Origin of the sequence: Rhizobium sp. CC1099 (genome assembly GCF_029714385.1) — a bacterium.
Taxonomy (GTDB): domain Bacteria; phylum Pseudomonadota; class Alphaproteobacteria; order Rhizobiales; family Rhizobiaceae; genus Rhizobium.
Genome location: NZ_CP121642.1, coordinates 2138587 through 2150909 on the forward strand (window position 1 = coordinate 2138587; position 12323 = coordinate 2150909).

Sequence of the window (12323 nt, forward strand, 5' to 3'; positions counted from 1 at the left end):
CTCACGGCAGGTGACGATGCTGCGTTTCGTCAGATCGACGCGCAGTCGACCGACGGCGAAGTGCTCAACATCCCCTCCGGCTGGATACGGTCACAGATACCGAGCATTCCGGCATCGAGCACGAGACGCACACCGTCATGCGGCTCGCGGGCAGAGGCAATAGACGTTGGAGCTTGCGTACCGTGGCCAAAGCAACCGTGAAGCTTCCGCATTTCGCGGCTCATATCCGTTTTCCGCACTATTTCGGCAGCCATTCATGCCTCGATGCTGCAATCGCCAGCAAGCGGTTACCGGATTAGTTGACTCCAATACTCAAGGAATGTAGGCGCTTGCGCCTCTAGTCTCACAATCCGAAGCGCAATCATGCTCCTGACCGCCATTGTTTCCGAAATCGCTCGCAGAAAAGATCACGCGGCGCTTCTTTTCGGCAGCGGACGGACCCTTTCCTACGCGGAACTCGACGAGCAAACGCTCCGTTTCGCAAGCCGGCTGGGACAGGGACAAAAGCGGCTCGTGGCGATTGCTGCCGAAGCCTCGGAGCATGCGATCGTCGCCTATCTCGCAGCACTGCGGGCGGGACACGCGGTCGCCATGCTGCCACCCTGTGATGAGAGGCTGTGGGATGATTTTCTTAACGCCTTCCAACCGGATTTCATCTTTCGTCCAGCCAATGGCCACTGGCGTCTGACCGAGGAGGTCCGGCCTGGAAAAGGCAGTCAGGCGATCCACCCTGATCTCGCCCTGCTGCTCATGACATCAGGCAGTTCGGGCGCTGCCAAAGCAGTGCGTCTTTCCTATGCCAATCTCGACGCCAACTCACGCTCGATCGCGGCCTACCTCGAACTCTCATCCACCGACCGTGCCGCGTTGGTCCTGCCCCTCCACTATTCTTACGGACTGTCGGTTCTGAATTCCCATCTAATTGCGGGCGGCAGCGTTTTCTTTCCCGGCATTTCTGTAATGGACGGCGACTTCGCCCGCATCATCGACGAGAGCGGCTGCACAAATCTCTCCGGCATACCCTATTCCTATGAACTCCTGGAAAGGTCGAATTTCCGCACCTCACAGAGCAAGGCACTGCGTGTCATGACCGTAGCAGGCGGCAAGCTCAACGCCGATCTGATCCGCCTTTACCGTGACCATATGCGTACGAAAGGCGGTCGCTTCTTCGTCATGTATGGCCAAACCGAGGCGACGGCACGCATCGCTTTCGTTCCACCGGAAAGCTTATCCGACAAGGAGGAGCGCATCGGGACTGCCATACCCGGGGGTAGCCTCACGCTCGTCGATGACGAAGGAGCGCCAATTACCCAATCAGGCACGGCCGGAGAACTCGTCTATCGGGGGCCGAACGTGATGATGGGCTACGGGATGCAGCGCAGCGACCTTTCGCGCGGCGCCGAGATCGAAGCGCTGAATACTGGCGACATCGCCGTGCAAGACGAACATGGCTTCTTCCGTATTGTCGGGCGAAAGAGCCGTTTTGCCAAGATTGCTGGCCTCAGGATCGGCTTCGACATCATGGAACAGGCGCTGCTGCGCGAGGGCATTGCGGCCGCGGTAATCGGCGACGATGCGGGGCTGCAGGCCTACGTGATCGGTGCGGACTCTGTGGAAAGAGCACAACGCATCCTCGCGCAGGCCAGCCGCCTGCCGGCCAATCTGATTTCCGCGACAGCTCGCGACAGTTTTCCAAGGCTGGCTTCGGGCAAGATTGACTATGCCTGCCTCCAGGACGAGACGCGGAAAAGGCGGGCGGAACCCCGCGTGGTGTCTGGCAATGTGCTTGATGCTTATGCCCGTGTATTCTATCCGCTCGCCGTCAGTCGCAAGGACAGCTTCGTTTCACTCGGCGGAGATTCACTCCGTTTCCTGCAGTTGGTCATGGAACTCGAACAGCTCGGCGTCGATGTTCCTGACGGCTGGGAACGCATGACAATCGCCGAGCTCGGCACGCACCATCCGGCGGTGTTTTCGTCGAAGCGCGACGGAGCAAGGGGGTTGCCGACCCACTTGGTGCTGAGAGCAATTGCGATCCTGCTGGTGGTCATTCAGCATGAGACGCTCTGGCCTGTTCCCGGCGGCTCCGGCGTAATGATGCTGCTGGTCGGCTTTAGCCTGGCGCGCTTTCAATCGACCCATTTGCTTGCCGGTCGGCTTAGCCTGGCGCTGAGACCCGCAATCAATGTCCTGATCCCATATTTCCTGATCGTCGCCGCTTATGCAGTTATCTGGCAGACAATTCCCTGGGCTTCGATCACGCTGACCGGCAATTTCGGCTACGCCGAACCGGAGCGCCACGAGATGATCCCCTATCTTTACTGGTTCATCGAAGCCTATGTGCAGGCGCTTATTGCCTTCGCGCTTCTCTTCGCCATACCGGCTGTGCGCAGGTTCGCGCAGACGCGACCTTTCACTTTCTCAATCGGGCTATTGGGTTTTGCCATTGTGGCGCGCTTTTCGCTGCCGCTGTTCATTGAAATCGGTGGACGTCAGATCTTCGCAATCTATTGGGTCTTCCACCTCTGTGTTTTCGGCTGGTGCGCGGGCTTCGCCGACAGCCCGGTAAAGAAGCTGGTTTTGAAAGCGTTAGTTGCCCTAGTCCTAGGCTATCTCGCCTTCTGGGAGACCGTCTGGATCGGAACGACGGTCAAGTATTTGACGATCTTTGCAGCGCTTCTTGCTCTTGTTTATATGCCGCGCATTCGATTACCGGCGGATACCGGACGGCTCGTGACATTGATTGCCACATCAGCCTTTCCGATCTACCTGTTGCACCGTTTTGTCCCGGAATTGCTGATGGCGCCTGCGGCAGGCATTCTACCTGTTGCGGCCTTTCATCTCATGGCGATCGCAGGCGGCGTCGTGGCCGGTATCGCTGCCAACTACGCGGTGGCGGGGCTTCGCAACCTGCTCAGCAGATACTCGATCGAGCGCCGGACGGAGTTGCGTTCCGCCTAAAGCGTGTCGCAGCTTACGTGATTCAGGATTCCATTGAAGGCTGAATTGTGATTCACTTGGCCATGGAAGGAGGGCGACCATGGGCAAGCCGCATCCAATAGAGTTGCGTGTGCGAGTGGTTGCGTTTGTAGAGGAAGGCAATAGCCATCGTGAAGCAGCCCGGCATTTCCGGGTTTCGCCGCGGTTCGTCAACAATATGATGATTCTGCACCGGTCCCAGGGCTCTGTCGCGCCAGCCAGGCAGGGTCATGCACCAGGCGGCGGTAAATTGACGGCGCATAGCGAGTGGATTGCCGCGCGTGTTGCCGGCAATGGCGATGTGACGCTGGACGAATTGTGTGTCGAACTGGCCGGACGCGGTGTGATGGTCCATCGTGCCACGATTGGCCGGTTTCTCCAACGGCTTGGGCTGAGCAATAAAAAAAAGGCTCATGGCCAGCGAACAACTGCGACCGGATATCGCGCGCGCCCGTGACCTGTGGATCAAGCGACGCCGGCGCTTCTTCAACAAAGCATTGGCCCGGCTCATCTTTATCGACGAGACTTCGACCAGCACCAAACTGACCAAGCGCACCGGATGGTGCCCCAAAGGCCAGCGCTATCGGACCCATGCGCCATTCGGCAAATGGAGAACACAGACCTTCATCGCCGGACTGCGATGCCACGGCTTGACCGCGCCGTTTATCGTCGATGCACCGATGAACCGGCGGATCTTCGAAGCCTGGATCGAAACCCAACTCGCCCCGACATTGTCGAAGGGCGATGTCGTCGTTCTCGACAATGTCGGCTTTCACAAGAGCGAGCGCGCTGCGCAACTGGTCAAGGAGCGAGGGGCATGGCTGCTGTTCCTGCCGGCCTATTCACCCGACCTCAACCCCATCGAGATGGCATTCTCCAAGCTCAAGACCTTGCTGCGAAAACGCGCCGCACGAAGCTTCGATGCAATAACAAAAGCCCTGGGTGAGATTGTCGGCATCTTCTCCGTCGAGGAATGCCTGAATTTCTTCAGAGCAGCAGGTTATGAGGCGGAATAAGTGCGACACGCTTTAGCTTCCGACTGGCTTTAGCCAAGCTCATCTTGTCGCAGCGCTGCCGCAAGCGATTTGTCCGTGACAATCGCGTAAAGGTCATTGTGGGCCGACCGCTTATACCAAAGCTGACATCCGCCGGCCACGCGATCGAACTAGACTACGGCGCGCCGGCCCTTAGTCGGCCTCTCGGCATTTCGATAGAATATCGTCGACGACGGAGGTGAGCGGCGCAGTGGCGTCAATGGTCGTCGCGTTCTTGGGATTGTCTTCTTTCGTTGCATGCAGTCGCACAACCACTTCTCGTTCGGCTGGTTTTCCGCCAAACTCGTCTTCAGGTCTGCTGGCAAGCCGCCTCTTCAACGTGTCCAAATCGACGTCGAGAACGAAAACCCCGTCAAACAAATCAATAAAGTGATGGAAATTCCTTGAGCCGCCGCAGAAGAAGGAAATCGGGTGGCTTCGATCGGCCACCAGGGATTTGACTTTGTCGACATCCCAAAGGTGGTGCTCGTGCCAAAAGGCCACATCCAGACTGTTCTGCCTATGCGCAGAGCGATCCAGCGGTTTACCCGTCTGGGGATCGCCTTGATAAGCCAACTCACGGTCACCGTGGATGGCGTGGTAACCGCGCTGCTGCAGTTCAGTGGCGACTGAGGTCTTGCCAGTCCCGGAAACGCCTTCGATCAAATAGTTCCTGACGCCCATTTTGCTCTCGTTCGATGAACCGCACTTCTTGGCAATAGCCACCCCTGTCGCCTTATGGCGCAGGACGGATACGGTGTACAAATCAATATTATGCACAGATTTCCGGCACTTCCATTCCAACGGGCTTGCACGGTGACCGTGTCACCGGACGATAATGCTGCAGGAAGTTGTTGGCGACGAAGAGGAACGTCGGAAGACATTCAAAAGATGAATGCCTGATAGGGATCATGGTTTCTGTACACCAACATACCGATGCGCGAAGAATTGAGGCGGACCGCACGGCCACGTGCAGGGGCTAAAGCACGGTTACAGGAGAAATTGGCCGCACGATCCATTCCGCCGAACATCCGAGGCGGTCGGATGTTCCTAGTCCTCCGGCGCCTTAATTTTCATCAACCGGCACGAAAGCCGCCTGCGCTGCAAAGATCGCCTCAGCGTTGTAGCCGCGCTCGACACGTCTGCGGCATTCCGGTAGTTATTGCGCCTGCGAACTGAAGGTTTCCCGCGGCATCGGGGCGCCGACCGAGACCAAGCAAATGCGCTGCAATTGATCGCAACTTTGATGTTTTGACCGGGCCGATTGCGGGCGATGCGATATCGGCTTCCAAGGAGCTTCTGCTGATGAGCCTGCCAACGGATGCTTTGAGTCCAAAACGCCATATGGGCATCGACCTGTTTCGGGTCGTCTCCTTCGTTGCTGTTGTCGCAGTTCACGCGCGCGGCTTTTACCTCGGGCCGCGGGCAACAGAGTTTTTCTTGCTCGTTCCACGTTTCGCAGTGCCCTATTTCTTTCTTGTCGCCGGATATTTTCTCAGCCGGAAACGCTTGTCCCTGGTTTCCACGGCCAAGCTTTATCTTACTCGGCTTTTCCCTGTGTTTGCCGGATGGCTGCTCATATACCTTTTGGCGCATGAACTAATTTTTGGCGATAGCGGGATTTTGGGCGACCGACAGCTTCTCGTTGAAGGAGTTCCCGCTTACCATCTTTGGTTCCTGCCGTCTTTGGGTGTGAGCGCCGTTACCTTCGCCCTGTGTCTGAAGGTCTCAGGCATAAGAGGAGCACTCGTCGCCGGGATATTGCTCTACTGCCTGGGAGTGCCTTTCGTGGAACTGAATGTGGAGGGGCCTTTACACTGGAACTTCCGCGACGGACCGTTTTTTGGCTGCATCTTCATCGCGATCGGCTATTGGATCGGCAAGTCCGGCCTATCGCTGACGATAAAGCAGTCTGTCGCCATCGCATCGGCCGGATTTCTGCTTCAGTGCCTCGAGAGCTTTTTATTGTGGCGCTTTTTCCAGGTGCCGCCCACACGTGACATCGATTATTTCATATCGACCGTCCCTTACGCCGTCGGGATTTTTTTCCTTGCTCTTGGTTGTCAAAGCCACGTGCCGGGCACCGTCGCGAAGCTTGGCGAGAAGACGCTCGGATCGTACTGTATCCACCTTTTGTTCCTGTGGATGGTTCAGACCGTGTTTGTGCCGTCTTCCATCCCACGCGTGTTGATCACCATTGTCATCGTCAGCATCGCTTCGCTCATTGCTAGCAACTTGATGTCAAAGATAAAGCTTTTGTCCCTGCTCGTGGAGTGATTAACGTTCAATGCAGCCAAGGCCACCGTCGCCTGTCGGCCCTCGCGGCGACAATAAGCGCAGGAGGCGCGAGAGCTGATTATTGGTGCTCGCTACTGAATGAAATGAAAACCCGACGGAAGCGGGGTATAACGCCTTCACGCGGCAAGGACTCGTCTAAGAGAGGTCAAAGGCGAGCCCAAGCCATGAGTACCAGGGGGATAACCCGATGGCACTTGGGATCACGCAGTTTCAGTAGCTGTGGAAGCCCGAAACGCGTGACCTCAATAAACGCCCGGTGGAAGGGAAGGTTCCCTGCGATCGACCAGAGAAGAAAAATCCTCTCTTGCGAAAATCTACGACACTCTACGATATCATCAGGGGCCGGTGCATCCTATCATCTCCGTGCGCCGGCGAACGGCTGATAACCGCGGCGCAGGGGGAATCCTCCTTGGCCGGGGTAACGTGGGAAATAGCCCCGGCCTTCACATCCTAAGCTGAATCTCGAAATCGTTGAGGGTGCAACTGCCCCGACGAGTACGATGCGGGCCCGCGCGCATCGGTTCAACGCGACCCTTTTCGCACCGCGCGACAGGGAACTCTGCCTCCCCCGCCACGCACCAGTAGAATGACGGACCAGCAAAAGGGAGCAAACTAGCTAAAACGGTTTAGACCGTCCCCGTGCGCCTTCGGCGGAGGTGCCGGGCCCTTCGGAAGCCGAATGCCTCTTAAGGGCATCGATAATCTCCATGGCGGTGACTTCATCAAGGCGTTTGAGCGGCAGAGTTTCAGCTATGACAGCGACCCTGTGCGTTTGCGTATCGACAATCGACCAGCTGCCATCCCCGTCGCGTCTGGCGTAATACTACGGGCATGTTCGAATAGTCACGCCTACCTCTGCTTCTCGGCAATGCTGGCGAGTAGCTGTTCCAAGCTGTCTTCGTTCGTGACGCCGTGCTGATAGAAATAGATGATCTGGATTGCGAGCTCGTCGCAGGCGTCGTCACCCGTTATGTGCCCGGTCGCGCAGATATGATCGAAGACTCTTTTGCAGATCACAATATCTTCGTTCTGCAATGGTGCATCGTTCGCAGCGAAATCATCTCTGGTCATGGTTCAACACTCCCTAAGAAGATCGTTTATTTTCGAAGATCGATCCTGAACGCAGGATGAAAAGTGAATCGCTTACCGTCCATGCAGCGCTTTGATCTGCATAGCTGTTCGACCTTCCTCGATGCCTCTCGCGCATTGGACGCCCAGATGCCCAGCCGTTGCAAGGCAGGATGTTCTGCCTCTGCCAAGGGATGGTATTGATCGCCCATCGCCACTGGCGGGCGCGCGGTCCGCTGGTAAGGTCGAGATAAATGCGCCCGAATTGCAAATCGCCATCCAAGGAGACAACGTCCTGGTGGTCCTCGCCCGGCCATGTCTCCCGCCATTTGTATTTCGGCTGGTATTCGGGGTGCATCCGGCTTTCGCATGCAGTTCATTTCCGGCCCGACTTGTGGGTACTTATTGTGTAGTCAATCGCGGTTTCCCATTGCCCTTGACGGTGTCCGGCGTACACTGCCCATGCCGGCCCCGATTAACGGCTGAGACCGGTTGGGAGATTATACGTGCTCTTGCCATCACAGAGGAGCACGAGATGTCTCTTCAGGATTTACTTCCCCTCGATGAAAGCCAGATCGACACGGTCACGACGGTGGTTCACCAGTGGTGCAAATTTCATCGTGTTCCGATAGAGAGCGGCCGTGGCCGTGTGGCGATGACGACCGCCGTTAGTCTCGCAATCGGAGGCGAGCATTCATCTCAAGCGCTCGCCGAGGCCCTCGGCCGCGCTATGCGGATCGAGCAGTTCAAGCGGCCGGTAGACTAGCATCCTCGTAGATTTCGCGGTGGATATTTGCGCATTGCGCGATTTAATTGTTGGATGCAAAGCTCCCGCGTTCCTGGCCTCTTCAGGCCACCGACCAACCATTGCGAACGCGACCGCGAAAGCCTCGCGATCCGGCGTAGGCCGAACCTTCCCCTCGATCCCTTGGGTTACGCCTCAAGCACGAAGCCCAGGGGCGCGGCCTGAGAGTTCCGCTTATTCGAGGCGAACCTTGGCGGCCGTTACTGGAGTCGCCGACGTTACTTCTGTGGCGTGTCCGCACTCTTCCCAGCGAGGCGATGCCGCTGTAGGGTGGCCGAACGTGCGCCTGACCATCCCACCCGGAGGCTCTGTATGGCCGAGATCTTGTTGTTCCACCACGCACAAGGGCTGACCCCGGGTGTGCGCGCGTTCGCCGACGACTTGCGGGCTAGCGGTCACATCGTGCATACGCCGGACCTGTTCGACGGACGCACGTTCCAGAGCATCGATGAGGGTCTCGCCTATATCGGTGAGATCGGATTCGACGACATGCGGGAGCGCGGCGTCCACGTCGTCGACGAACTGCCTCCCGAACTCGTCTATGCCGGGTTCTCGTTCGGTGTGCTGCCGGCGCAGAAGCTGGCACAGACACGGCCGGGAGCCCGCGGAGCCCTGCTCTTCTACTCTTGCCTGCCGATCAGTGGCGAGTGGGCCTTCGGGCCCTGGCCAGACGGCGTCGCGGTCCAGATTCACGGTAAGGAAAACGACCCGATCTTCGTCGGCGAGGGCGACATCGACGCCGCCCGCGAGATCGTGGAGAAGGTCGAGGACGCGGAGCTTTTCCTGTACCCCGGCGATCAGCACTACTTCGCCGACAGTTCGCTCCCATCGTATGACGCGGATGCGACCGCAGTACTCACCATTCGAGTGCTTCAGTTCCTGGATCGCGTTTGATCCATGCCGGCGTCTTGGCTTGAGCTCAGTCCCGAAAGGTCGTCCCGCAACAGTGCCTACTTTCCAGCCGCGATAGCGATCGATCCTTGTAACATCGTCGTTCTTCGATAGGCGAGAAAGGCAATCCGCAATCGATCCATTTCAAAATCCGCTTTCGGCAATACCACGATTGCAGCCAACCGAACCCTTTAAAGAACAACTACTTGAGATTTTCAATGTCCGGTGTTGGCGGGCGCAATCCGGCCGACCGCAGAATGGGTATTGTTATGCCGAGCTTGCCATCCCGCCCTATCGGAAATCTCGAGCTTTAGGGAACTGGCTCGGCATAGTATCCGGCTCGGGATAAATTCCGTTTCTCCACATCGATACGCTGAAGGTGAAGAGCCGAAACTTCCACCGACATAGGGGGTGCCGGAGTGCGAGCGCCTAGAGCCGGTCCAAAAAGTGGTTCGAACGATCCAGAATCTGGATCGTTCTGCTCGGAGGTTCGACGCCTCGTCGTTAGCGCGCCGGAACTTGCCGACCGGTTCAGCGTTGCCGTCGTTGAGGAGGAGTTCCAATGTCAGTCCCTTTCGAGCCTATTGTACCGCGGCCGGCCCCGCCGTCGGATCCTGACCGTATTCCCGGCGATGAGTCGCTTCCCGATCCCGAACCCGATGAGGGCGCCGCGCCAGTCGACCGGATGTCGGCACACTGCCCAACAGGGGAACTCCATTTTCGAGGCGTCCGTCTGCAATCCGAGGGTCGGCCATGAGCGAAGATTGGAGAGCTGATCTCAAGGTAGCGCTCGAGGACTTCGTAGATACCTATGTGGTTAGGGGCGCGAAACAGGCTAACGTCTACGATGCTATCATCGAGGAGATCGGAAATCTTCGAACGGCATACGACCGCGATCCTGATCCAGCCGAAGATCGTGCGCGAGCCGATGTCGAGGAACCGTCGAACGACTGGCCCGGCGCTCAGCGCTGAGCACCAGGCAATAAAAAAGGCCGGGGCGAAACCGCACCGACCTTCTCGACATCGCTCTTCACACCAGTGCCAGTACATCCGTGGTCAAAAGCAGATAAGCGACTTCGGCAGTCGCGAACGCTCGCGTGGAGCGCTCACCAGCAACGCCGATGAGCTGTAGATAGCCGATGATTGTGTTGGTTTCAAGGGCGCGGAGGGGATGCGACGTCGATCTTCTAGCCGGCATCTCCGCGAAACGGGGCCGGGATCGCTATTATAGTCTCTACTGGAACCTTCGCTAGGAATCGAGGTTAATTGCGCGAGGTCGCGGTGTGTTAATCGGACACGACGGAGATGATGAACGCACCGGTTTTTCCGATTTCTCGGTGCGGGCAACGAAACGCCAGGCGAGCATCTAACCCGTCCGCCGCGACCTTATCCTTCTGAAAGGCAACCTCGCCATGATCAATCCACCGAGCACCCAGCCAGATAGTCCGGAACGAAAGGTCGAGCTCGACCAAACTGTCGACTACGCCGTCCAGATCCTCGTGGAGGAGGCCCACCTCGTCGGTTGGACCCGCGTCGAGTTCCTGACCGCAATCCTCGACGCCGCGAACGTCCGGTTGTCGGCGATCGAAGAGGAACGCGAACTTGAAGCAGGCGGCAATTGAAGATCGCGACCTACACGTCAACGGGGTGAACGGTCGTCTCGAGGTTCTTCTTGGGTGGCTCGCTGAGGCATCGCCCGACGTCGTATGTTTGCAAGAATTGAAAGCGCCTCAAGAGAAGTTTCCGATCAAAGCGATCGAAGACGCGGGATAAGGCGCGGTCTGGCAGGGTCAGAAATCTTGGAACGGCGTGGCCCTGCTTGCCAAGGATCAGGAGCCACACCTGAGACGGAAAGGACTTCCGGGCGATCCGGACGACCTTCACAGCCGATATATCGAGGCGATCGTCAAAGGAATCGTCATCGGCGGCCTGCATCTTCCGAATGGCAACCCTCATCCGGGGCCCAAGTTCGACTACAAGCTACGTTGGTTTGAGCGGCTCCATGACTACGCTGCCGAGTTGCTGGCGCTTGAGGTGGCCGTTGTGCTTGCCGGCGATTATAACGTCATGCCCAGGGAGTTCGACGTCTACAAGCCCGAGCGCTGGGTGAACCACGCATTGTTCCGCGTCGAGGTCCGTGATGCCTTCAAAAACCTCGTCGCCCAAGGTCGGACGGATGCACTTCGCAAACTGCACCCGGACGAGCGTATTTGCCTGTCGGCCCGAGGCGTTTGGTCTGCGCAAGACGAGAGGGGTTAAAAGAGAGCAGCGATTTTGATCATGATGTCGGATCGGGGGCGGCTGGTGCGTCATCGTATCATCAGGTCGGGCTCTCGATCTGAAGGACAACGACCAGGAGAACGACGCGATGTCTAAGAACACCATTTGTCTATGGTACAACAAGGACGCTGAGGAAGCCGCCCGCTTCTATGCCGACACCTTCCCAGACAGCAAGATCGGAGCCATCATCCGCGCGCCCGGCAAATACCCCGACGGAGAAGAGGCAGACGTGTTGGTCGTCGAGTTCACGGTGGCGGGTGTCGCGTGCATCGGATTGAACGGCGGCCCCACATTCAAGCACAGCGAAGCCTTCTCATTCCAGATCAGCACCGAGGATCAGGAAGAAACAGATCGCTATTGGAACGCCATCGTCGGCAATGGCGGTCAGGAAAGCGAATGCGGCTGGTGCAAGGATAAGTGGGGAGTATCCTGGCAGATCACACCTCGCATTCTAATGGACGCGCTTGTAGCAGGTGGCGAACAAGCAAAGCGCGCATTCGACGCGATGATGACGATGAGGAAAATCGACGTAGCTGTGATCGATGCGGCACGAAAAGGGGATGACGCGCTATGACCACCGAGAAGATCAAAGGACCTGCTTCCTATTTTCCATCAATCGAGAAGAAATACGGCCGTCCTATCGATGACTGGCAAGAACTCGTGCGAAAGCACTATCCTGCGAAGCACATGGAACTTGTCGGTATGCTGAAGAGCGAACACGGAATGGGCCACGGTCATGCAAATGCGGTCGTGGCGCACACTCTCGCGGAAGACAAGCAGCCAGCCTCTTAAACGGAGTGTGGTGCGAGGCGAAACGTCTTGTCTGCTTCCGGGCCCAATGCGGACCTCTATGTCGATCGCCGGAAGGTCCCCGCGGCGGGGGGAAGCTGCCCTTGCCCTGCCGCGAAAGCCGGCCGCCGAACACCGACTTTCGCGAGGGAGTTAATGCTGAGGGCGGTCTCCGCAGC

At 57.7% G+C, this 12323-nt stretch carries 12 protein-coding genes and 1 pseudogene; 10 read left to right on the forward strand and 3 right to left on the reverse strand.

Going from position 1 to position 12323, the window contains the following annotated elements; translation table 11 throughout:
- Positions 1-29: 29 nt before the first annotated feature.
- Positions 30-254 (reverse strand): hypothetical protein, encoded by a 225-nt coding sequence (locus QA644_RS31575; protein ID WP_283073007.1) that lies wholly within the window; start codon positions 252-254, stop codon positions 30-32.
- 109 nt (positions 255-363) lie between these two features.
- Between QA644_RS31575 and QA644_RS31580 the strand changes: the two genes are divergently transcribed.
- Positions 364-2961 (forward strand): AMP-binding protein, encoded by a 2598-nt coding sequence (locus QA644_RS31580; protein WP_283073008.1) that lies wholly within the window; start codon positions 364-366, stop codon positions 2959-2961.
- Between the two features lie 79 nt (positions 2962-3040).
- Positions 3041-3995 (forward strand): IS630 family transposase gene (locus tag QA644_RS31585; RefSeq protein WP_283073009.1). Its coding sequence is split into 2 segments (ribosomal slippage): positions 3041-3376 and positions 3378-3995, totalling 954 coding nucleotides; the frame shifts between segments, so codons are not numbered across the junction.
- Positions 3996-4166: 171 nt separating this feature from the next.
- Here QA644_RS31585 and QA644_RS31590 read toward each other — a convergent pair.
- Positions 4167-4697 (reverse strand): AAA family ATPase, encoded by a 531-nt coding sequence (locus QA644_RS31590; protein ID WP_283074067.1) that lies wholly within the window; start codon positions 4695-4697, stop codon positions 4167-4169.
- Between the two features lie 621 nt (positions 4698-5318).
- On the opposite strand from QA644_RS31590, the gene QA644_RS31595 reads away from it, so the two are divergent.
- Entirely contained in the window at positions 5319-6290 is a 972-nt protein-coding gene (locus tag QA644_RS31595; RefSeq protein ID WP_283073010.1) for an acyltransferase, read from the forward strand.
- Between the two features lie 870 nt (positions 6291-7160).
- Here QA644_RS31595 and QA644_RS31600 read toward each other — a convergent pair.
- A complete protein-coding gene (locus QA644_RS31600) occupies positions 7161-7382 on the reverse strand; it encodes a hypothetical protein (protein ID WP_239602878.1) in 222 nt (73 codons plus the stop codon).
- A 532-nt stretch (positions 7383-7914) separates the two neighbouring features.
- Here QA644_RS31600 and QA644_RS31605 point away from each other — a divergent pair.
- From QA644_RS31605 to QA644_RS31635, 7 genes and pseudogenes are all read left to right on the forward strand, one after another.
- Positions 7915-8145, forward strand: a complete 231-nt coding sequence (locus QA644_RS31605; protein WP_239602873.1) for a hypothetical protein — start codon at positions 7915-7917, stop codon at positions 8143-8145.
- Between the two features lie 351 nt (positions 8146-8496).
- On the forward strand, positions 8497-9078 hold the full coding sequence (locus QA644_RS31610) for a dienelactone hydrolase family protein (protein WP_283073011.1): 582 nt from the start codon (positions 8497-8499) through the stop codon (positions 9076-9078).
- 750 nt (positions 9079-9828) lie between these two features.
- Positions 9829-10047 carry a hypothetical protein gene (locus QA644_RS31615; protein WP_283073012.1) on the forward strand — a complete coding sequence of 73 codons (219 nt, stop codon included), beginning with the start codon at positions 9829-9831 and terminating at the stop codon, positions 10045-10047.
- A gap of 440 nt (positions 10048-10487) precedes the next feature.
- Complete coding sequence (locus QA644_RS31620; protein WP_283073013.1) at positions 10488-10697, forward strand: hypothetical protein; 210 nt, start codon at positions 10488-10490, stop codon at positions 10695-10697.
- A pseudogene (locus QA644_RS31625) lies at positions 10693-11286 on the forward strand (exodeoxyribonuclease III); the annotation flags it as partial. The gene QA644_RS31620 and the pseudogene QA644_RS31625, both read left to right, overlap by 5 nt.
- 157 nt (positions 11287-11443) lie before the next feature.
- Positions 11444-11929, forward strand: a complete 486-nt coding sequence (locus tag QA644_RS31630; RefSeq protein WP_283072226.1) for a VOC family protein — start codon at positions 11444-11446, stop codon at positions 11927-11929.
- The gene (locus tag QA644_RS31635) at positions 11926-12147 is read left to right on the forward strand and encodes a DUF4287 domain-containing protein (protein ID WP_092587333.1); all 222 of its coding nucleotides are present in this window, start codon (positions 11926-11928) and stop codon (positions 12145-12147) included. The genes QA644_RS31630 and QA644_RS31635 overlap by 4 nt, the downstream gene beginning before the upstream one ends.
- The last annotated feature ends 176 nt before the right edge of the window (positions 12148-12323 follow it).

Excerpts from the sequence above, each read along its gene's own strand:
- QA644_RS31575 (WP_283073007.1), bottom strand. The coding sequence starts at position 254 with ATGGCTGCCGAAATAGTGCGGAAAACGGATATGAGCCGCGAAATGCGG.
- QA644_RS31580 (WP_283073008.1), top strand. The coding sequence starts at position 364 with ATGCTCCTGACCGCCATTGTTTCCGAAATCGCTCGCAGAAAAGATCAC.
- QA644_RS31590 (WP_283074067.1), bottom strand. The coding sequence starts at position 4,697 with ATGGGCGTCAGGAACTATTTGATCGAAGGCGTTTCCGGGACTGGCAAG.
- QA644_RS31595 (WP_283073010.1), top strand. The coding sequence starts at position 5,319 with ATGAGCCTGCCAACGGATGCTTTGAGTCCAAAACGCCATATGGGCATC.
- QA644_RS31600 (WP_239602878.1), bottom strand. The coding sequence starts at position 7,382 with ATGACCAGAGATGATTTCGCTGCGAACGATGCACCATTGCAGAACGAA.
- QA644_RS31605 (WP_239602873.1), top strand. The coding sequence starts at position 7,915 with ATGTCTCTTCAGGATTTACTTCCCCTCGATGAAAGCCAGATCGACACG.
- QA644_RS31610 (WP_283073011.1), top strand. The coding sequence starts at position 8,497 with ATGGCCGAGATCTTGTTGTTCCACCACGCACAAGGGCTGACCCCGGGT.
- QA644_RS31615 (WP_283073012.1), top strand. The coding sequence starts at position 9,829 with ATGAGCGAAGATTGGAGAGCTGATCTCAAGGTAGCGCTCGAGGACTTC.
- QA644_RS31620 (WP_283073013.1), top strand. The coding sequence starts at position 10,488 with ATGATCAATCCACCGAGCACCCAGCCAGATAGTCCGGAACGAAAGGTC.
- QA644_RS31630 (WP_283072226.1), top strand. The coding sequence starts at position 11,444 with ATGTCTAAGAACACCATTTGTCTATGGTACAACAAGGACGCTGAGGAA.
- QA644_RS31635 (WP_092587333.1), top strand. The coding sequence starts at position 11,926 with ATGACCACCGAGAAGATCAAAGGACCTGCTTCCTATTTTCCATCAATC.